The organism is Methylomonas aurea (genome assembly GCF_024505045.1).
Classification (GTDB): domain Bacteria; phylum Pseudomonadota; class Gammaproteobacteria; order Methylococcales; family Methylomonadaceae; genus Methylomonas; species Methylomonas aurea.
Window position 1 is genome coordinate 1 of record NZ_JANIBM010000035.1, and the last position, 20,261, is coordinate 20,261.

Below are 20,261 nucleotides of genomic sequence, written 5' to 3' on the forward strand. Positions count from 1 at the left end.
CTTCACGAAATCGGCCGCAGTGCCGCCGCCAGCCACTCACCTTCCGAACCGAGGATATTGCCGCCATGAAACGTTTTCATATCCATATTGCCGTCGATGACCTCGACGCCAATATCCGCTTTTATAACGCGCTATTTCAAGCCGAACCCACAGTGCTGCAGAGCGATTACGCCAAGTGGTTGCTGGACGATCCGCGCGTCAACTTTGCGATATCGCGGCGCGGACGCAAACCGGGCCTGGACCATCTGGGCATACAAGTCGAATCGGCGCCGGAGCTGGAAGCGGTGCAGTCGGGCTTGACCGCTGCGGCGGTACCGCTGGCCGAGCAAAAGCAGGCCGCCTGCTGCTACGCCAAGTCGGACAAGTATTGGACGGTGGACCCGCAGGGCATTGCCTGGGAAGCCTTCCACTCCCTGGAACAGATCCCGATGTTCGGCGCAGACGATGTGATCCAGATGCCGCCGGCTACGCCCTGCTGCGGCTCTACCCAAAACGATCCCAGCCAGTGATCGTTTGCAATGATTCGGACACCCTTTCCGGAAAACCGTTTGGAGGAAATTTGATATGAATACCCCACTCTGCCCTAGCCCGCGTTTGTCGTTCCTGGACCGGTTTTTGACGCTCTGGATTTTTATCGCGATGGCCATCGGCGTCGGCCTGGGCTTTGCATTGCCCGAGCAGGTCAAGCAGATCAACGAAACGGTTTCCGTCGGCACCACCAATATCCCAATCGCGATCGGTCTGATCCTGATGATGTATCCGCCGCTGGCCAAGGTACATTACGAAGAATTGGGCGATGTTTTCCGCAATTGGCGAGTATTGGCGCTGTCGCTGGTGCAAAACTGGATTATCGGGCCGATTTTGATGTTCGGCCTGGCGATTTTATTTTTGCGCGACTATCCGGAATATATGGCCGGGTTGATCATGATCGGCCTGGCGCGCTGCATTGCGATGGTGATCGTCTGGAACGAACTGGCGCGCGGCGACAACCAATATTGCGCAGCGCTGGTCGCGTTTAATAGCGTATTTCAGGTGTTGTTCTTCAGCGTCTACGCCTGGCTGTTCGTGACCGTGTTACCGCCGCTGTTCGGCTTGCCCGGCAGTCTGGTGGCCGTCACCATCGGCGATATCGCCCAAAGTGTGTTTATTTATCTGGGCATCCCGTTCCTGGCCGGTTTTAGCAGCCGCTGGATTCTGATCAAAGCCAAGGGCAAGGCTTGGTACCAAGAGCTGTTCGTGCCGAAAATCAGCCCGCTGACCTTGATTGCGCTGCTGTTCACGATTGTGGTGATGTTCTCGTTGAAAGGCGAACTGATCGTGCAACTGCCGCTCGACGTATTGCGCATCGCGCTGCCGCTGCTGGTGTATTTCGTGGTGATGTTTCTGGTGAGCTTTGCCAGCGGCAAATTGATCGGCGCCGACTACGGCCAAACCACCACCTTGGCTTTCACCGCCGCCAGCAACAACTTCGAACTGGCGATTGCGGTGGCGGTGGCGGTATTCGGCATCAACAGCGGCGCCGCCTTTGCCGCTGTGATCGGCCCGTTGATCGAGGTTCCGGTCATGGTGGGCTTGGTCAACGTGGCATTTTGGTTTCGAAAACGCTTGTTCCCCGCCGTCGGCTAGGGCGGATGGGCGCCGGATGCACGGCATCAACCAAAGTATTCCGATCCGGAAGCGGTCATGGTGCCAAGTTTCTGGCTCTGAGTTTCCGAAGTAGACTGCTATTGCTCCGGTCGATGCCGGACACCTACTCGCCGTGCTCCGCTTTTTCAGCCAATTCCCGGCGGTATTTATAGGCCACCACACCCAACGCCACGCCGGCGCCGAACCAGACCAACGGGTGCCGCAGGATTTTCCGGCCCAGACTGGCTTTGGTGGTGGCAACCGCTCCCGCCACGACTCCGGCAACCGCCGGATGCATCATGCTTTCCCCCATCTTGCCCATTGCCATTCCCGCCATTTTGCTGCCGGCTTCGACAGCCGCTTTCGCTCCGTGTACATGAGCCATGATAATCACCTCTACAGATTTAACAATTTAACTAAATGAAGCCGCGGTTCAGTCCATCCGCAAACTTCGGCCAACCGATTATCACCGACTTGACCTGTAGTGTCCGCTTCACTCGGATCCATCGCGCCGGGCGGCATATTCGCGGCTTTCCGCAACCAAATCCAGTAAATTTTCTCGTTGCCGCAGCAAAAAGTTCTTGCTCTCCGCGGCGGTACGGCTACCCACGACGATGATTTCCTTGCGGTATTTGTGAGTCAGATAGCCGCTGACGACGCCGGTGGCGAACAATGCCAACGGGTGGCGAACCAGAGCGCCGGTGATGCTTTTGCTGGCATGAGTCACGCCGGAAATGACGATTCCCATGAATACGCCTTTTACCAAGGCTTCGCCTCGGGTCGGCGGCGGCATGCGTTCGGGTTTGCGCGGGCTGCCCGCGGTTTTTTTCCGGATATCACGAGTTTGGGTTGCAATGCTGCGGTCGCTCATAACGGTCTCCGTGTTGGCAACGAAAATGGGTCTGCGCCTGCGGTCGGCACCGAGCTCGCCGACTGCGAACTTGACCGGGCTTGACCCGTATATCAGACTTCACTAATCTTCCTCCAGTTTTCTGGCGCGGTCAATTTCGTTGAATTTGGCCGAAAAAATCGATCAACCGAGATTGCATTATGACATCAGGCATCGCCAAACCGGGCTCCGGCACCGTTTTCCGGAAAATGCTCAGCATCGGTTTTGCCGGCGCCGGAGTCGGGTTGATCCTGTGGCTGGACAGTTGGTTCTTGGACCACGCCGGTATGCCGGATTTGACCGGCGATCTGAATTTCGGCCTGCTGTTTCTGATCGGCTTTCTGACCAGCTTCCATTGCGTCGGTATGTGCGGCCCTTTGCTTCTGGGCTACATCGCCAACAACACCCGCGCCGGGCAACACTCCCATGTTGCGCATCTGCTGTACGGAATCGGCAAAACATTGTCGTATTCGTCGATTGGTGCTTTGTTCGGCGCGTTCGGTGCGATCGTCGCATTTACCCCGTTTACCCAAGGCGCAGTCGGCATGGCGGCGGGCGTATTTTTGTTGCTGTTCGGTTTGCATATGCTGGAGGTCTTTCCCAGCCTGAACCATTTTCAATTCAAGACACCGGGTTGCGTGGTGCGTTTTGTCGGCGCCGAATACCGCAAACACGGCAATCCATTCGTGATCGGCTTATTGAATGGGCTAATGATAATCTGCGGCCCGCTGCAAGCCATGTACGTAACGGCGGCCGGCAGCGGCAGTTGGGCGCAGGGCGCGGCCATTCTGTTTTTTTTCGGCCTGGGTACCTTGCCGCTGCTGATGGGTTTCGGTTTTTTGACCAGCTCGTTGTCGGCTAATTTGACGCCCAAATTACTGAAAGCATCCGGAGTGATCGTGATGGCTCTCGGCGTCATCATGTTCAACCGCGGCTTGTCGGTAACCGGCAGCGGCTGGGACTTCAACACGTTGATCGCCCGCATTTCGCTGGAACTTGTGCCAACCCCGGCGAAAACCCCAAGCTGCGATAACGAGCAAACCATCCACATGGAAGTGCTCGCAACCCGCTTTGCGCCGAACACGTTCACGCTGCGTAAAGGCATTCCGGTGAAATGGGTAATCAATGCCAAGGAATTGAACGAATGCAATCGGGAAATCGTCGTCCGCGACTACGGGTTGGATATCAAATTGCAAAAAGGCGCGCAGGTCATCGAATTTACGCCGCCAACAGCCGGAGTGGTGCCGTGGAGTTGCTGGATGGGCATGATTCCAGGTACGTTCATCGTCGTGGAACAGGTTCCGCCGCTCGAAACCGGTACACCGGCGGCGTCCAACATGGCGGAAACCGCCGGGCAACGGCTGCTACGCCAGTTCCGCCAACAATGGCAAAACATTTTGAACTAACGCCACCGCAGCCTGAATCGGCCGGCTATCTCGCCAGCCATCATAGCAGCCAGAGCCGCAGACATTGGCGCGGAGCCAACGAGCATGACGCTCGTTTTCGACCTTCACAAATATCGGCTGTTGCCGTTTAGGGTTTAAACCAATCAATACGCAATTTACCGGCCGGTGCATAGCGAAGCTCGCCGGCGGCCATCGCCAACACCAGCAGCACGATGGCGGCAAACGCGCCGCTATCGCCCAACTGTAGATAGGGAGTGGCGCCGCGCATCGGCACCACGCTGTCGCTGATTGCGGCGGTGGTAAACAGCGGCGCCTGGCGTTTGACCGCCCCGTCCGGACCGATGAAAGCGGTCACGCCGGTGTTGGTGGCCCGCACCAGATAGCGGCCGGTTTCCAGCGCCCGCATCTGCGCCATCTGCAGATGCTGGTAAGGCTGAGCCGAATCGCCGAACCAGGCGTCGTTGGTCATGTTGACGATATAACCCGCCTCGGCGGCCTGGCGCGCAACCAGTTCGCCGAACGCATCCTCGTAACAGATGGTAGCGACGAAAGCATGGCCTCCGGCCCGCAACAGCGGTTGGCGGGCGCCGCCGGCGGCGAAATCGCCGAGCGGGATCGCCAATTGGTCCAACACCCAGCCCGACAGCGGTTGCAACGGCAAATATTCGCCGAAAGGCAGTAGATGGATTTTGTGGTACAGCGCTTGAGTTTCGCCCAGAGCCAACACGCTGTTGTAATAGTCCTTGCCCCGGCCGCTGCTGGGCAAACCGACCACGATATCGACCCCGCGGGCGCGGGCTGCGGCGTGCAGCGGGTCGATGAAAAACGGCTTCACATCCTCCAGAAAAGCCGGAATCGACGTCTCCGGCCAGATGATGACATCGGCATCCCAATGCTGTTCGGTCAGCTCGCGGTACAGATTCAAGGTCGCCAGTTGTTGGTGGGCCTGCCATTTTTCGTCCTGGCCGATGTTGCCCTGCACCAGCGTGACGACAATCGGCGCGCCGGCCGGCTCAGTCCAGGCCACAGTGCGCAAGCCGGCGCCTGCCCCCCAGAGCGCCAGCAGCAGCGCTAGGCCGGACCGCCAAGGCATTGTTTTTTGCATCATCTCCGCCACAGTAAATGCGGAAAAGGCCAACAAAAAACCGACCGCATAAGCGCCGCCGAGCGGCGCGAAGCCCGCCAGCGGAGTGGCGGTCTGGCTGTAAGCGATTTGCAGCCAGGGAAAACCGTTCAGGACGTAATTGCCGCGGAAATATTCCACCGCCAGCCAGATCAATGCCGTGCCGGCAGCGCGGGTCCACGCCCCCGGCCACGGCGCTATTGCGATCAACCAGGCCGCCAATGCCGGAAACAAAGCCCAGGCCGCTACCAGCAGCGCAGTCAGAGCAATGGCGCTGGCCGGATCGGCGCCGCCGAAATCGTGAATACTGACGTACACCCACCAGATGCCGGAACCGAACAAACCCAGGCCGAAGCAATACCCGGTCGTAGCGGCCCGCAGCGGTGTCTGCCGTTGCCATGCCAGATACAGCGCAATCAGCGCGACTGGCGCCAAGTAGGGCAACGCATGGGGCTTGAATGCCAAGGTCAATAAGCCGCCACTGCAAAGCGCGGCGATTTCGGGGCGGTACTGCAGGATTCGGGACATGAGCCAGCCGTCAGACAAATGGAGCGGCATTTTATGCAGCCGCGTGCGCTTATTCAAAATCCGCTGCTGTTGAAGCGGGTAATCTGTTCTAAACTTGCCGAGGTTATCCTATGTTCATCGACTCGCCGTTCATGACCGACAACACATCCCTGCCGTTCCAACTGACCCCAGAATCGATGGCGAGCTGGTTGAATTCGCTCAGTTCGCTGCCTCCGGCAGTTGCTGCCAACCAACTCAATCTGACGCTGAAAGAATTGGCTCGGACCGAGGCGGATGTGAATGCGTTGTTGCCGCTGTTAATCAATCTGAGCCCGCTGGCGTTGCACTTGTCCAACAGCCTGGCCAATGTGGCTCGGGCCGAACAGCAAGGCAAGGCCTACAAAATTGCCAAGCTGTCGATACAACTACTGCGGCACTTGAGCCTGGCGCTGTGCCGGGCTATCGAATCCGGCCGATTGGCAAACGAAACCCAACCGATCGCAATTTTCCATGCCTTGCATCTGATCGGCTATTGCCAGCGCAATAGCGCGCTGTTTTACGAACCGCCGTCGGCCACGTTATGGAAAAAAACCGCCCTGCTCTATCAAATCGCCGACAAACGGAACTGGCTGCAACAACCGATAGCCGGAAAATTTGCGGATTTGAAACAACCGAATTCGATTGAAGGCGTTACCAAACGCAATTTGTTATTCGCAATTTTCGCCCCCAACCGTTACGCCGCCGCCGAGATCGAACAACTGTTCAAACTTGCCGCCATCACCCAACCCTTGCTGGAAACGTCGATGCTGCCCAGCCAGGCGCCGGATTTCTACTGGGAATTGAAGGACAGCGAACCCTATCCGGCGAAACGCGGCCATTGGCAAACCTCGCGCGGCATAATGGCAATCAGCACCCAGCGTCTCGGCGGCGCCTTGCGGCTAGGCGAAATCAGCAGCGAATTGCCGCAAGCCGCCTTGAGCAAATTAACGCAACACCTTTGCGGTTACGACCAGTTATTCGCCACGGTGGACTTGAAACCGCCGATCCTGCCGGCCCGATTTTTTCCGGGCTTGGGCAGCGTCCAGGCCTATTTGTCCAGCCAGGACAAATTGTCGAAAATCCTGCGTCTGAGCGGACAATCGGCCAATAGGAGCGCGCTACGCGATATGAGTCTGGTGCCGTTGGAGCACGAAAAGAACTTTTACAAGCCCAGTAACGGCCACGTTTCCAACTTCGCTAAACAACCCGGCTTTCCGGTTACGCTGCTGCGCAACCACAGCAAACAATTCGTCGTGGCCGAAAGCAGCGAAGGCGCGTTCTACACCGGCGACATCGGCATGTTGAGCCGGGAACAGCAAACGCCGCGGCTGATGCTGGTGCGGCGCCAGGTCGCGTTCGAGGACACTACTCTGATCGCCTTCGAACCAGTGCTCGGCGAATTGTCCATCCACGACATCGCCGGCGACGGCGGTAAAACCGTGCAAGCGGTTCTGGTAACCGACGAAAACTATAACGAAGTATTTCTACCGAGAGGCAAATACGCGCTGGAAAGTAAAATAGCCTTGCCGAACGGCTCGACGCTGCAACTGAAAAGCTGTCTGGAATTTAACGAATACTACGCCCGCTTCCGCGTCACTGTTGATTCGTGACGCCGTGCGGCACGTGCGCGGCTGCGACTTGGTGTTGCTCCGCCGAATCGCAATGGCCTTTCTGGTCGTCGAAGAAGATATCGGCACCGAACGCCTTCAGAAAGGCGCCCTTGGACATACCGCCCAAAAACAACGCCTCGTCGATCCGAATCCCCCAAGCGCGCAAGGTACGCACCACCCGTTCGTGGGCTGGCGCGGCGCGGGCCGTGACCAACGCGGTGCGGATCGGCGAGATGTCCTGGTCGAAGTGGGTCTGGATCCGGTGTAACGCACTGAGAAATTCCTTCAACGGCCCGCCGGACAGCGGCTTGTGCGCTTCGCTGCGTTCGTTGGCGGCAAATGCGGCAAGACCGTGTTGCTGGTAAATCCGCTCCGATTCGTCCGAGAACAGCACCGCGTCGCCGTCGAAAGCAATCCGCAATTGCGGCGAAGGGTTGGCCACCGCACCGGAAACGATGGTCGCTGCCGCATAGCCGGCGGCCAGGGCTTTGCGGACGTCTTCGTTATTGGCGGACAAAAACAAATGGGCGCCGAAAGCCGGAATGTATTCGTAAGGCGAGACGCCGCTGGTGAAGGCGGCGCGGGTAATCGCCAGTTCGTAATGGTTGATCGAATTGAAGATGCGCAGTCCGGTATCGGCACTGTTCTGCGACAACAGAATGATTTCCACCAGCGGCGCGCCGGGAAAGGCTTTGTTGATATCGAGAAACTTCTTGACCAAGGAGAAGCCGAAACCCGGTTGCAGGATTTCGTTTTCGTGCTCGATTTGGTAGCGGCAGAAGGCCTCCTTGCCCTGGGTCTCGAAAATCGTATGCGATTCGTCCAGGTCGAATAAGGCCCGCGATGACACCGCGACCACCAATTTCTGGTCACTCATGGCGCCGGCCTCATTCCTTGACTCGGGTGACCCACACCGAATCCAAGTTCAGGGTCTTCTTGACTTTGGCCGCATAGGCCGCCGCCTCGTATTGGGTTTTAAAACCATCCACGCTCAAGCGGTACCAATTCTCGCCCTTGGTCTCGGTTTTACTGACCTTGGCCGGCACACCCTTGCCGGCGTATTCCTGCGCCTTGCTTTTGGCATACCAATCCTGTTTGAACGCCACCAGGTTGACCGCCCAATTTTCCTCGACCGGCGCCGGCTTTTTCTTTTCCGGCTTCGGCGCGGCTGCCACCGCGGCAACTCGGCCTTTTTCCAGCGCGCTGACTTTGTTCTGCAACGCTTCGAGCGCCGCACCGATCTGCAGATTTTGATTGGCCAGTTCGGCCAATTTGTTGGCCTGGTCGCCGCTAGGCGCAACGGCGGCGCTGCCATGCGGCGCCTTGCTCAATTCCGCGATTTGGGTCGACATTACGCCGGTACTGACCGTCAATTCATCCAACTGTTTGTGTAGCATTGCTATCTCGGCGGCATCGTTGGCCGGCGCAGCGTTTACCTGTTCCTGCAATTTGCCGATGATCGCCGCCAATTCGCCCACCTGGGACTTGGCGATCATGCCTTGCACGCCGAGACCTACGCCGGCCAGCAGGGCTATGCCGGCCACCCCGGCCGCGGCATAGGCCACCACCGGTTTTTTCGCGTTCAGCGCATCCAAACCGCGTTTGGCTTTCTTTTGCTCGACCTGCAAACTTTCCAGACCTGCCTGACATTCGCTGAGCTGGGCTCTTTCCGGCTTTTCGGCCAGTTCGTGCTTCAACTGCTGCTGCTGCCTTTTCAGTTCGGCGATCTGCCGGTTCAACGCCGTAATATCGCCGCTATAGTCGACAGCCGGCGCCGGCGTTACCGGCGGCGGAACGGCGGCGGCTACGGCTGTGGCCGCTGCGGCAACCACGGCCGTAGCCAAATCCGATGTACCTTCAACCAGAATATCGCCGTCGTCGCCGGCAGGTTCCGCCGCGAACTGCGGCGCGTTATCCCGCTCGTATTCGCCGGCTTCCTCTTCGCCGTCGACGGCTACCGCCTCGATCGCATCGGCTTCGGCCTGCGGGCTATCAACGTCGGCGACGATCTGATCGGCAGCCGCAACGGCGGCAGACTGGACCAAATCCTCGTCCGCCGAAATATCGAAATCGGCCATCAGAAAATCGGCAGTGCTGTCGACCGCTTCCGGTTCGTCGCCGAATTCGTCGATTTCCGCCATGTTCTCCAATTCGCCACCGGCCGGTTCGATTACAGAGGCGACAACGGCCGGCTCCGCTTCTGTTTCGGCGAATTCGTCGATATCGCCGACTTGTTCCAATGCGGCCACTTCGGCTATCACTTCGTCTGCATCCAACTCTCGCTGAATGTCGGCGCCGACGGCATCGGCAAATTCGTCGGCCAGCGCATCGGCTTCCCGGCCGGGATTGATTGGAATATCGGCAATTTCGGTATCGAATTCGTCGCCGAATTCGTCGATATCGTCCAGAGGCCGGTTCTTCCCGGCCGGCAGGTCAATCTCCAGCAAGTTGTCGAAATCGCCGAATTCGTCGATTTGTTCGTCGACGTCGCGGCCCAGGGTTTCTTCGCCGACCAGCAAGCGGTCTATCGCTTCGTCGTCGTCGATCTCGCCCACTTCGCGTCCGGCCGGTTCGCTGATGTTCAGCATCGCATCCAGATCGTCGGCAAAGGCATCCAGAGTTTTTTTGTTTTTACTACCGGTCGGTTCAGCCATGAGTATTCTCGATTCGATAGGGCGGCGGCTTGCTCGCCCGGATTACGCAATTAGTGTCCGACGCCTATTCGGCGGCTTTGCTCCCTGTAACCAAGGCGTTGACATCGATCCGTCGCTTGAGCTGAATCTCGCAGAAGCCGACCTCGGCCATCTGCGCCAAGGCGATCGACTCGCGCATCACGTGGTTCTCGGACTCGTCGCTAAACAGGTGAATGATCCAATGCTCCAATAAGTCCAGGCGGTTGATACCGGTCAATACCTTGAAGTAACCGGCAACTTCCTGCTGGGTAGCGCGAGTGTGTCGATCGATGTCGTCCAAGGCATAGCGGTCGCCGTTGACGAATTTACCGCCGGGTTTCAATATCCGGTAACTCTCGGCCAGTACCTGACGCCGGTAACCGGCTTCAAAGTTATGCAGCGTGTAGGCCGACGCCACCATATCCGCACTGCGCTCCGGCAGTGCTTTGAGCGCGCTCAAAGCGTCGCGCCCGGAAAACTCCAGCCGGCCTTGCTGCGCCCATTCCTGTAAATTCTGCTTGGCCTGATTCTGCATGGTCGGCTCGCTATCCACGCTCAACACCTGACAGTTTTCGGCAGAAGACAATATCGCCAGGGTAGTGATACCGGTACCACCGCCCAATTCGACCACCTGCTGACGACCGTCTCGACCTTGGCAAAAATCGGCAACCTCGAGCCCTACCAGACGACTCATTTCGGGGGCAATCGGACTGATCAGTTTCAGCATGTCGTATTCCCGCCCGATCACGCCGGAAAACATCGCATCGAACGGGTTATCGGCGCTCATGTCTTCTCCTTGAGCTTTTGCCGTGCCTGGTAAGCCGCCAATTGCTCCGGAGTGGCTTCGCGTTGGTATTTTTCCTTCCATTCGCCGTAGGGCATGCCGTAAACGATTTCGCGGGCCTGCTCGTAATCGACGTCGATGCCGTGTTCCGCGGCGGCGGCGGCATACCATTTCGCCAAACAATTGCGGCAGAAATCGGCGAGTATCATCAGTTCGATATTTTGAACTTCGGTGTGCTGTTGCAAGTGGGCCAGCAACTGCCGGAAAGCAGCGGCTTCCAACTCGGTGCGGTGGGTATCGGCCATGAAATCCTCCTTTAAATCCGGCATTTTAGCAGCAAAGCCGCCCCGCTCATGTACAATTGCAAACAAAGAATCTACAATTAAGCATCGTTACTCTGCCCTTAACGTCACCCCGTGAACACCATACATAGTTCGTCATTGGCATTCTATCCGGTCGGATATCAATATCCGAAAACCGGACAATCTGACGCCAAGTCTGAACAACCGCGGGCAACGGATACCGAAGCAGAAATAAAAAACCGGCAGTCGCAAAACCAAAGTCAACCCTCGTCCACTGCGCAAATCGAGGCGGCACTGGCGGAAGCCGAATTAAACATCGACCCCATCAACTCACCGACCAATTCGCGCACATTAAAAGCCCTGAACGCGTACAGCGAAAATCGCAACCAATCCGTTCAAGCTCGGCTTAATCAAACGCTTTCCGGCATCGATTTGTACGCCTAACCATTCCGCTTAACCGTCCTCATGAAACCGCTTTTAGAGTTTTTCCCCATTGTTTTGTTTTTTGTCGCCTATAAGCTGTACGACATTTATGTGGCAACTGGCGTCGTGATTGCTGCCACCATCGTCCAAGTCTGTATTTATTGGCTGCTGTATCGCAAAGTTGAGACGATGCAATGGATTACTCTCGGGTTAATTCTGGTCATGGGCGGCGCCACTCTCTACCTGCAAGACGAACAATTCATCAAGTGGAAGCTGACCATCATCGAATGGTTGTTTGGTGGCGCGTTCTTGGTCAGCCAATTCGTCGGCAATAAAACATTCATCGAACGCATGATGGGCGCAAATCTGGAATTGCCGGCCCGAATCTGGAAACGGTTGAACCTGAGCTGGTCCCTGTTTTTCATCGGCGTCGGCTTTTTGAATTTGTACGTGATGCACCATTACAGCACCGACGACTGGGTCAGCTTCAAGACCTTCGGCGTACCGGGCTTGATGGTGCTGTTTATCGCCGTGCAAATGGTTTTCCTTTATAAATACGTACCGGCTCCGGAAGCGAAAGAATGATGCTATACGCGATTATTGCCGAAGACACAGCCGACAGCATCAGTAAACGCTTGCAAGCCAGGCCGGCTCATCTGGCGCGGTTACAAGAACTGCAAGACCAGGGCAGGTTAGTGCTGGCCGGACCGCATCCGGCAATCGATGCCGAAAATCCCGGCGAAGCCGGCTTCAGCGGTAGCCTGATCGTCGCCGAGTTTTCCGATTTGCAGGCCGCCCGCAGTTGGGCCGATGCCGACCCGTATTTAGCCGCCGGCGTTTACGCCCGCGTTACCGTCAAACCTTTCAAACAAGTATTTCCCCAATGACTGCCGATATCATCAGACACAAGCTGGAAGACGCTTTTAAGCCGGAATTAATCGAAATTATCGACCATAGCGCCGCGCACGCCGGACATGCCGGCAATCAAGGCGGCGGCCATTACCACGTCACACTGGTTTCAACGCAGTTCGAAAACAAATCGTTGGTGCAACGCCATCAACTGGTCTACCAAGCCTTGGGCGACATGATGAAGGCGGAGATTCACGCCTTGAGCATTAATGCCTTAACTCCCTCTGAAAACAGCAAAGGAAATTCTTGATATGAAATTGAAACTAGTCCCCCTGGTTCTGGCTAGCGCCGCTCTGCTACCGGGCTGCTTCGAAGAAAAAGCCAAAGATGCCGCCCCCGCAACCCCAACCGTAAGCAAGGAAGACGCGGTCGCCTCGGTCAACGGTACCTACATCAGCAAAAAAACCCTGGAAACTCTGGAAAAAGAGATTTCCGAGCGCAGCCAAGGCCAAACCTTCCCTAAGGAACAGTTGCTGGAAGAGTTGATTCAACGCGAACTGTTGATTCAACAGGCCCTGCAAAAGCAATTGGATAAATCGCCTGAAGTGATCGAGCGCATGGCAACCGTCAGAAATTCGTTGCTGTCGCAAGCGGCGTTGCAGGATTACCTGAAAGCCAACCCGGTGACCGACGAAGAAATCAAAGCTGAATACGATTCGAAAATGGCCAACATGGGTAGCGAGTACAAGGCCCGTCATATTCTGGTCAAAACCGAAGACGAAGCAAAAAAATTGATCGCCGAGCTGGATAAAGGCGGCAACTTTAACGAACTGGCTAAAAAGCACTCGATCGATCCGATGGGCTCGGAAGGCGGCGACCTGGGCTGGTTTACCGCCGACCGGATGGTGCCGCCATTTTCCGAAGCGGTCGTTGCGCTGGAGAACGGCAAATACAGCAAACAACCAGTGCAAACCCAATTCGGCTGGCATGTGATTCTGCGCGAAGACTCCAGAGCTTTGACACCGCCGCCGCTGGATGCCGTCAAAGAGCAAATCCGACCGATGCTGCAACGGCAAAAAGCTCAAGCGATGATCGAAAACCTGCGTAAGAACGCAAAAGTGGAAGTGATGCTGCCGCCGACACCGCCTAAACAAGAAGAAGCGCAGCCAGCAGCTCCGGCGGAATCGCAACCTGCAGCTCCAGCCGAACAACCTGCCGCAACACCATCCGAAGCAGCCGCCCCTGCAGCGGAAACCAAACCTGCGGAACCGGCAGCGGCAAAATAGCTAAACAGCCTAATTGGCAATACAGGGCGGATACCCGCCCTGTTTCTTCCAATCCTATAACAGCGGACTAAGCCGCCTGCGCCCTCAGCGTCCGGTTTTGGCATTTCTCATCCAACATCGCCTTGATGCTGGCCGAACATTTGCCGCAAACACCACCGGCACCGGTACATTCCATGACCTGTCTACGACTGCAAAGACCCTGGTTGATCGCCTGAGCGACCTGCTTATCGGTAACCGCTTTGCACACGCACACGTACATACAACAACCTCCAAACCGTTTTTTGGATTAATGATAACAATTATCATTTAAAAGTAAAGCGGCGTTGCCAGCATTTTTCAACACCCGAACTAAGCCAAACATCGCTGGTCGAAGTGTTGCATTACCCTGCGATGCTTAGGAAATTCGCGGGGTTCAGCCATGATTCCGAATTGCGCTTACGGGTTTTTTCGTGCTTAAATACCGGGATAACCTTTTCGTCATTTACACAGAGCCAATGATGCAAGACTATCAAACCCAACGATCCACTGTGCTGGAAATACTGGACGCTCACCGAACGATGCCGGGCAACTTATTACCTATACTGCACGGCATTCAGGACACCCTGGGCTACATTCCTCCGGCCGCAGTCGCGGATATCGCAAGTTCTCTGAATTTGTCGCAAGCCGAAGTGCATGGGGTTATTAGTTTTTATCATTACTTCCGCGACACTCCGCCAGGAAAGCACACCGTACGCATCTGCCGTGCCGAATCCTGCCAATCGATGAACAGCAAAGCCCTGGAAAACCACGCCAAACAGGTGCTCGGCATCGACTACCACGAAACCACCGCAGACCAAACCTTTTCTCTGGAACCGGTTTATTGCCTCGGCAATTGCGCTTGCTCGCCATCCATTACGATAGATGACCAAGTATTCGGCCGCGTCACGCCAGATAAATTCGACAGTCTGCTTGCCAAATTCAAAGGTGCTTAACATGACCCGCCTGTTTATTTCCCGCGACTCCACCGCGCTGTCACTGGGCGCCGAGCAAGTCGCCAACGCCATCGCCAAACTCACTGCAGACCAGAGCCAGTCGGTACAAATCGTGCGCAACGGCTCGCGCGGCCTGTTCTGGCTGGAACCGCTGGTAGAAGTCGAAACTGCGAATGGCCGCGTCGCTTACGGCCCTGTACAACCTGAAGACGTCGCTTCGCTACTCGAAGCCGGGTTATTGGATGGAAAACCACATCCGCTTTACTTGGGCAGTATCGAAGAACTGCCCTATTTCAAAAACCAAAACCGGCTCACCTTTGCCCGTGTCGGTATCACCGATCCGGTAAACCTCGAAGACTATCTGGCTCATGACGGCTATAAAGGCCTGAAAAACGCGCTGGCGTTGCAGCCAGCCGAGATCGTCAAACACGTTACCGAATCCGGCCTGCGCGGCCGCGGCGGCGCGGCGTTCCCGACCGGCATTAAATGGAACACCGTACTGAACGCCCCCGCCGAGCAAAAATACATCGTCTGCAATGCCGACGAGGGCGACTCCGGCACCTTCTCCGACCGGATGATCATGGAAGGCGACCCGTTCGTTCTGATAGAGGGCATGACTATCGCCGGCGTTGCGGTCGGCGCCACGCAAGGTTATATCTATCTGCGCGTCGAATACCCGCACGCCAAAGTCGCTTTGAACCAAGCCATCGAAGCCGCCTACAAAAACGGCTATCTGGGCGAAAACATCCAAGGTAGTGGCAAAACTTTCCACTTGGAAGTGCGCAGCGGCGCCGGCGCGTACGTCTGTGGCGAAGAGACATCATTGCTGGAAAGCCTGGAGGGCAAGCGCGGCCTGGTCCGCTTCAAACCGCCACTGCCCGCCATCGTCGGCCTGTTTGGCAAACCGACCATCGTCAATAACGTGATTTCGCTGGCCTCAGTGCCCATCATTTTGGACAAGGGTGGCGAGTACTACAAAAACTACGGTATGGGTCGTTCCCGCGGCACGCTGCCGTTGCAACTGGCCGGCAATATCAAACATCCCGGCCTGTTCGAAGCCGCATTCGGCATGACCTTGCGCGAACTGCTCTACGACTACGGCGGCGGCTCCGCCAGCGGCCGGCCGATTCGCGCCGTGCAAGTCGGCGGCCCGTTGGGCGCCTACATGCCGGAAAGCCAATTCGATACGCCTCTGGACTACGAAGCCTTCGCGGCGATCGGCGCCGTTTTGGGCCATGGCGGTTTGGTCGTCCACGACGACACCACCAATCTGGCAGATATGGCCCGCTACGCGATGGAATTCTGCGTCGAGGAGTCCTGCGGCAAATGTACCCCGTGCCGGATTGGCTCGACCCGCGGCGTCGAAGTCATCGACCGTATCGTCGCCAATGTCGACAAAGCCAAAAACACCGAATTGCTGCGCGACCTGTGCGACACGATGCTGTGCGGTTCGCTGTGTGCGATGGGCGGCATGACACCGTATCCGGTGTTGAGTGCGCTGAACCATTTTCCCGAAGACTTTGGCCTACACCCGACCAAAGCCTGATCTATCCTCCCGGAGGTAGCTATGTCATTAAACAACGAAATCGACTACGGCACGCCGGCCAGCGCGTCGGCCGAACAAGTCTCCCTGGAAATCGACGGCCACAAGGTGACCGTCAATGCCGGTACTTCGGTAATGCGCGCGGCCGCCGAAGCCGGCATCAGCATTCCGAAATTGTGCGCCACAGACCGTTTGGATCCATTCGGCTCTTGCCGGATGTGTCTGGTACAAATCGAAGGCGCGCGCGGCTACCCCGCTTCCTGTACCACACCGGTTGCGGCCGGCATGAAGGTGACCACGCAAAACGAAAAGTTGGCGAAGCTGCGCAAAGGCATCGCCGAACTGTATATCTCCGACCATCCGCTGGATTGCTTGACCTGCTCCGCCAACGGCAATTGCGAACTGCAAGATACGGTCGGCGCGGTCGGTCTGCGCGAAGTGCGTTACGGTTTCGAAGGCGAAAACCATCTGCAGGCCGAAAAAGACGAAAGCAACCCCTATTTCTCGTTCGACCCGTCCAAATGCATCGTTTGTTCGCGTTGCGTCAGAGCCTGTGAAGAAGTGCAAGGTACCTTTGCGTTGACGATCGACGGACGCGGCTTCGAATCGAAAGTCTCTCCGGGCCAAAACCAGCCCTTCATGGAATCCGAGTGTGTCTCCTGCGGCGCCTGCGTCCAAGCCTGCCCGACGGCAACGCTGATGGAGAAAGCCGTGATCGACCACGGCCAACCCGAACATAGCACGATTACCACCTGCGCCTATTGCGGCGTCGGCTGCTCGTTCAAGGCCGAGATGAAAGGCGAACAACTGGTGCGCATGGTCCCGGACAAAAACGGCCAAGCCAACCACGGCCATTCCTGCGTGAAAGGCCGCTTCGCCTTCGGTTACGCCACCCATAAAGACCGCATCACTAAACCGATGGTGCGCGATAAAATTACCGACCCGTGGCGCGAAGTTAGCTGGGAAGAAGCGATCGAAACTGCGGCCAGCCGTTTGCAAGCGATTCAAGCCAAATACGGCAAAGATGCGGTTGGCGGCATTACTTCCTCCCGCTGCACCAACGAAGAGACTTACCTGGTACAAAAACTGATCCGCGCCGGTTTCGGTAACAACAACGTCGACACCTGCGCCCGCGTTTGCCATTCGCCGACCGGTTACGGCTTGAAAACCACCTTCGGCGAATCCTCGGGCACGCAAACCTTTGATTCGGTGTTGCAATCCGACGTAATCCTGGTAATCGGCGCCAACCCAACCGACGGCCATCCGGTATTCGGTTCGTTGATGAAACGCCGCCTGCGCCAAGGCGCCAAATTGATCGTGGTTGACCCGCGCGAAATCGACTTGGTGCGCAACAGCCCGCACATCAGAGCCGATTACCACCTGAAACTGCGCCCCGGTACCAACGTCGCCGTGGTCACCGCATTGGCTCACGTCATCGTTACTGAAGGCTTGGTCGACGAAGCGTTTGTCAACGAACGTTGCGACGTCGAGTCCTTCGCCAAATGGCGCAGCTTCGTCGCCAAACCGGAAAACTCTCCGGAAGCCGTAGCCGAATTGACCGGCGTACCGGCTGACCTGTTGCGCGGCGCGGCGCGTTTGTACGCCACCGGCGGCAACGGCGCGATCTATTACGGTTTGGGCGTTACCGAACACAGCCAAGGTTCGACCACAGTAATCGGCATCGCCAACTTGGCGATGGCTACCGGCAACATCGGCCGCGAAGGCGTCGGCGTCAACCCGTTGCGCGGCCAGAACAATGTGCAAGGTTCTTGCGACATGGGCTCGTTCCCGCACGAATTCGTCGGCTACCGCCACGTGTCGGACGGTGCCACCCGCGCCCAATTCGAAGCGGAATGGGGCGTCAGCCTGGCTTCCGAACCCGGCCTGCGGATTCCGAATATGTTCGCCGCCGCGATCGAAGGCAGCTTCAAAGGCCTGTACGTGCAAGGCGAGGACATCGCCCAATCCGACCCGGACATCAACCACGTTCACCACGCCCTGCGCGAACTGGAATGCCTGATCGTGCAAGACATTTTCCTCAACGAAACCGCCAAGTTCGCCCACGTGTTCCTGCCCGGCTCATCGTTCCTGGAGAAAAACGGTACCTTCACCAACGCCGAACGCCGGATTTCGCCGGTACGCAAGGTGATGAAACCGCTGGCTGGTAAAGAAGATTGGGAAGTCACCCAAGATTTGTCCAACGCGCTAGGTTATCCGATGAATTATGCGCATCCGTCGGAAATCATGGACGAGATCGCCCGCCTAACCCCGCAATTCGCCGGCGTCAGCTACGCCAAAATCGACGAGATGGGCAGCATCCAATGGCCTTGCAACGCGGAACACCCGGACGGAACGCCGATCATGCACGCCGACCAGTTCGTGCGCGGCAAAGGCCGCTTCCTGTTGACCGAATACGTGCCGACCACGGAACGCACCAACAGCAAATACCCGTTGATCCTGACCACAGGCCGCATCTTGTCGCAATACAACGTCGGCGCGCAAACTCGCCGTACTGAAAACGTGGCATGGCATCAAGAGGATCGTCTGGAAATCCATCCGCACGATGCCGAAGTTCTGGGCATCGCAGACGGCGACTGGTGCGGCGTAAAAAGCCGGTCGGGCGAGACCGTACTGCGTGCGCTGGTTACCGACCGGATGCAGCCTGGCGTGGTCTATACCACCTTCCACTTCCCGCATTCCGGCGCCAACGTGATCACCACCGACAACTCGGACTGGGCGACCAACTGCCCGGAATACAAGGTTACGGCGGTACACGTGGCGAAAGTAGCGCAACCGTCCGAGTGGCAGAAGGAATACCAAGCCTTCTCCGACGACCAGCAGTCCTTGCTGGATAACCGTATCGTCACAGCTGGCTAAATCCAAGCCAAACCTAGCATGGATCCAGTACCCGCGGAACTAGGCTGGACCAGCTATCGGACCGGAACGTTCGATAGCTGGCGCGGTCCGGAGCATAGCCGCAAACAGGACTACGTCGCCGAAGAGGTGCCGGTAGTCCTGGTCTACAACACGATACCTCACGTGGTCATGCTGACCACACCGCTCAATCTCGAGGATTTCGGCCTCGGTTTCAGCTTGACCGAGGACATCATCCGTCATCCGTCCGAGATCCAGTCGATCAAGGTCGTACAGCGTTCCAAGGGCATCGAAGTCCGCATGCAAATTCCCGAGGAACGTTTCGACAACCTGCACGGCAAAGGCAAAAACCTGACCGGCCGCACCGGCTGCGGCTTGTGCGGGGCCACGACGTTGGAACAAGCCATCCGTCCGCCGCGCACGGTTGGCAAAGGTTTGGTCCTGGACGCGGCGTTACTGCGCGACGCCTTCGAAACCATGCGCCAACAACAAGCTTTGAATTTATTGACCGGCGCCGTACACGCCGCCGCCTGGCTAGATTCAAAAAAAGGCATAACCGCGGTGCGCGAAGACGTCGGTCGCCACAATGCACTGGACAAGCTGATAGGCGCCCTTGCCAAAAGCGGTTGCGATTTTTCCGCCGGCTGGCTGTTGGTGACCAGCCGCGCCAGTTACGAAATGGTACAAAAAGCCGCCAGCGTCGGCATCACCTTGCTGGCCGCCATTTCGGCCCCCACCGCTCTCGCGATCCGTTTGGCCGACGAGTGCGGATTAACCCTGGTCGGCTTTACCCGCAACGATAACCACACGATTTATACTCACCCTTTTCGCCTACAACATTTACAAACATCCGTCGCATAGCATCATGGACAATCACAGCAATCTGATCAAAATGGCTAACAACATTGGCGCGTTTTTTAAATCCGAGCCGGAGCACGATGTGGCCGTAGCCGGCGTCGAACAGCACATCCGCAATTTCTGGGAACCCAGAATGCGCAAGCAAATCGTCGAATACATCCAGCACGGCGGCAACGAATTGCTCGACATCGTCGCCGAAGCCGTCAAACGCATCGCCCAAAAGCCCTGAGCCAAGGCAACCGTTTTTTACTGACCAACAAAGGATAGGTCTCGGCTAACGCCCCTATCCTCCTCCCTCCAGCGACTTCAGGACACATGCCGGAAATGCTACGCTTATTCCGGCCTACATCGTTTGTTGAGCGACCAATTCCACTAGTGCACACTCTGTGCAGTCCTACACCTTTTCCACCGGGACAGTTTTTCCCCTTATGCCGCGCCGAGCGCTGGGGATTTTGGCGAGAATTACCTGACAGGGGAGCGGCAAATCCGTAGGAGCGCA

21 protein-coding genes are annotated in these 20,261 nt (G+C 57.1%); 13 read left to right on the forward strand and 8 right to left on the reverse strand.

The annotated features are described in order from the left end of the window. The first annotated feature begins 65 nt into the window (after positions 1 to 65). Both NP603_RS18245 and arsB read left to right on the forward strand, forming a co-directional pair. The gene (locus tag NP603_RS18245) at positions 66 to 509 is read left to right on the forward strand and encodes an ArsI/CadI family heavy metal resistance metalloenzyme (RefSeq protein ID WP_256612288.1); all 444 of its coding nucleotides are present in this window, start codon (positions 66 to 68) and stop codon (positions 507 to 509) included. Between the two features lie 55 nt (positions 510 to 564). Then, entirely contained in the window at positions 565 to 1,626 is a 1,062-nt protein-coding gene (gene arsB / locus NP603_RS18250) for an ACR3 family arsenite efflux transporter (protein ID WP_256612289.1), read from the forward strand. A 124-nt stretch (positions 1,627 to 1,750) separates the two neighbouring features. Here the strand turns inward: arsB and NP603_RS18255 are convergent, their stop codons facing one another. After that, positions 1,751 to 2,011, reverse strand: a complete 261-nt coding sequence (locus NP603_RS18255; protein WP_256612290.1) for a hypothetical protein — start codon at positions 2,009 to 2,011, stop codon at positions 1,751 to 1,753. A gap of 108 nt (positions 2,012 to 2,119) precedes the next feature. Further along, the gene (locus NP603_RS18260; RefSeq protein ID WP_256612291.1) at positions 2,120 to 2,497 is read right to left on the reverse strand and encodes a hypothetical protein; all 378 of its coding nucleotides are present in this window, start codon (positions 2,495 to 2,497) and stop codon (positions 2,120 to 2,122) included. Positions 2,498 to 2,676: 179 nt separating this feature from the next. Between NP603_RS18260 and NP603_RS18265 the strand changes: the two genes are divergently transcribed. After that, positions 2,677 to 3,921, forward strand: coding sequence for a sulfite exporter TauE/SafE family protein (locus NP603_RS18265; protein ID WP_256612292.1), 1,245 nt, complete (start codon positions 2,677 to 2,679; stop codon positions 3,919 to 3,921). 127 nt (positions 3,922 to 4,048) lie between these two features. Here the strand turns inward: NP603_RS18265 and lnt are convergent, their stop codons facing one another. Beyond that, positions 4,049 to 5,572 carry an apolipoprotein N-acyltransferase gene (gene lnt / locus NP603_RS18270; protein ID WP_256612293.1) on the reverse strand — a complete coding sequence of 508 codons (1,524 nt, stop codon included), beginning with the start codon at positions 5,570 to 5,572 and terminating at the stop codon, positions 4,049 to 4,051. A gap of 110 nt (positions 5,573 to 5,682) precedes the next feature. On the opposite strand from lnt, the gene NP603_RS18275 reads away from it, so the two are divergent. Beyond that, on the forward strand, positions 5,683 to 7,200 hold the full coding sequence (locus tag NP603_RS18275) for a cyclic-di-GMP receptor FimW-related protein (RefSeq protein WP_256612294.1): 1,518 nt from the start codon (positions 5,683 to 5,685) through the stop codon (positions 7,198 to 7,200). Here the strand turns inward: NP603_RS18275 and NP603_RS18280 are convergent. The 4 genes from NP603_RS18280 to NP603_RS18295 all read right to left on the reverse strand — a co-directional run bounded on the left by NP603_RS18280 (position 7,184) and on the right by NP603_RS18295 (position 10,961). Then, positions 7,184 to 8,077, reverse strand: coding sequence for a 5'-nucleotidase (locus tag NP603_RS18280; protein WP_256612295.1), 894 nt, complete (start codon positions 8,075 to 8,077; stop codon positions 7,184 to 7,186). The genes NP603_RS18275 and NP603_RS18280 overlap by 17 nt on opposite strands. Before the next feature lie 10 nt (positions 8,078 to 8,087). Then, positions 8,088 to 9,854, reverse strand: a complete 1,767-nt coding sequence (locus NP603_RS18285; protein ID WP_256612296.1) for an SPOR domain-containing protein — start codon at positions 9,852 to 9,854, stop codon at positions 8,088 to 8,090. 64 nt (positions 9,855 to 9,918) lie between these two features. Then, a complete protein-coding gene (locus tag NP603_RS18290; RefSeq protein WP_256612297.1) occupies positions 9,919 to 10,659 on the reverse strand; it encodes a class I SAM-dependent methyltransferase in 741 nt (246 codons plus the stop codon). Next, a complete protein-coding gene (locus NP603_RS18295) occupies positions 10,656 to 10,961 on the reverse strand; it encodes a DUF1244 domain-containing protein (protein WP_256612298.1) in 306 nt (101 codons plus the stop codon). The genes NP603_RS18290 and NP603_RS18295 overlap by 4 nt, the downstream gene beginning before the upstream one ends. 462 nt (positions 10,962 to 11,423) lie before the next feature. On the opposite strand from NP603_RS18295, the gene NP603_RS18300 reads away from it, so the two are divergent. The 4 genes from NP603_RS18300 to NP603_RS18315 are packed head-to-tail and all read left to right on the forward strand — an operon-like array spanning position 11,424 to position 13,516. Continuing rightward, a complete protein-coding gene (locus NP603_RS18300; RefSeq protein WP_256612299.1) occupies positions 11,424 to 11,966 on the forward strand; it encodes a septation protein A in 543 nt (180 codons plus the stop codon). Next, positions 11,966 to 12,268: a YciI family protein gene (locus tag NP603_RS18305; protein WP_256612323.1), complete on the forward strand. Its 303-nt coding sequence runs from the start codon at positions 11,966 to 11,968 to the stop codon at positions 12,266 to 12,268. The genes NP603_RS18300 and NP603_RS18305 overlap by 1 nt, the downstream gene beginning before the upstream one ends. Further along, the gene (locus NP603_RS18310; RefSeq protein ID WP_064026169.1) at positions 12,265 to 12,540 is read left to right on the forward strand and encodes a BolA family protein; all 276 of its coding nucleotides are present in this window, start codon (positions 12,265 to 12,267) and stop codon (positions 12,538 to 12,540) included. Before NP603_RS18305 ends, NP603_RS18310 begins: the two co-directional genes overlap by 4 nt. Position 12,541: 1 nt before the next feature. Beyond that, on the forward strand, positions 12,542 to 13,516 hold the full coding sequence (locus NP603_RS18315) for a peptidylprolyl isomerase (protein ID WP_256612300.1): 975 nt from the start codon (positions 12,542 to 12,544) through the stop codon (positions 13,514 to 13,516). A 67-nt stretch (positions 13,517 to 13,583) separates the two neighbouring features. Here the strand turns inward: NP603_RS18315 and NP603_RS18320 are convergent, their stop codons facing one another. Beyond that, complete coding sequence (locus NP603_RS18320) at positions 13,584 to 13,775, reverse strand: (2Fe-2S)-binding protein (RefSeq protein ID WP_256612301.1); 192 nt, start codon at positions 13,773 to 13,775, stop codon at positions 13,584 to 13,586. A 238-nt stretch (positions 13,776 to 14,013) separates the two neighbouring features. Here NP603_RS18320 and NP603_RS18325 point away from each other — a divergent pair, with 238 nt between their 5' ends. From NP603_RS18325 to NP603_RS18345, 5 genes are read left to right on the forward strand one after another with little or no spacing between them, the layout of a single operon-like run. Further along, positions 14,014 to 14,487 carry a formate dehydrogenase subunit gamma gene (locus NP603_RS18325; RefSeq protein WP_256612324.1) on the forward strand — a complete coding sequence of 158 codons (474 nt, stop codon included), beginning with the start codon at positions 14,014 to 14,016 and terminating at the stop codon, positions 14,485 to 14,487. 1 nt (position 14,488) lies between these two features. Beyond that, positions 14,489 to 16,033 carry a formate dehydrogenase beta subunit gene (locus NP603_RS18330; RefSeq protein ID WP_256612302.1) on the forward strand — a complete coding sequence of 515 codons (1,545 nt, stop codon included), beginning with the start codon at positions 14,489 to 14,491 and terminating at the stop codon, positions 16,031 to 16,033. Between the two features lie 21 nt (positions 16,034 to 16,054). Further along, entirely contained in the window at positions 16,055 to 18,907 is a 2,853-nt protein-coding gene (fdhF, locus tag NP603_RS18335) for a formate dehydrogenase subunit alpha (RefSeq protein ID WP_256612303.1), read from the forward strand. 18 nt (positions 18,908 to 18,925) lie between these two features. Then, positions 18,926 to 19,765 carry a formate dehydrogenase accessory sulfurtransferase FdhD gene (fdhD, locus tag NP603_RS18340; protein WP_256612304.1) on the forward strand — a complete coding sequence of 280 codons (840 nt, stop codon included), beginning with the start codon at positions 18,926 to 18,928 and terminating at the stop codon, positions 19,763 to 19,765. Between the two features lie 4 nt (positions 19,766 to 19,769). After that, entirely contained in the window at positions 19,770 to 19,991 is a 222-nt protein-coding gene (locus NP603_RS18345) for a formate dehydrogenase subunit delta (protein WP_140913036.1), read from the forward strand. Positions 19,992 to 20,261 lie beyond the last annotated feature (270 nt).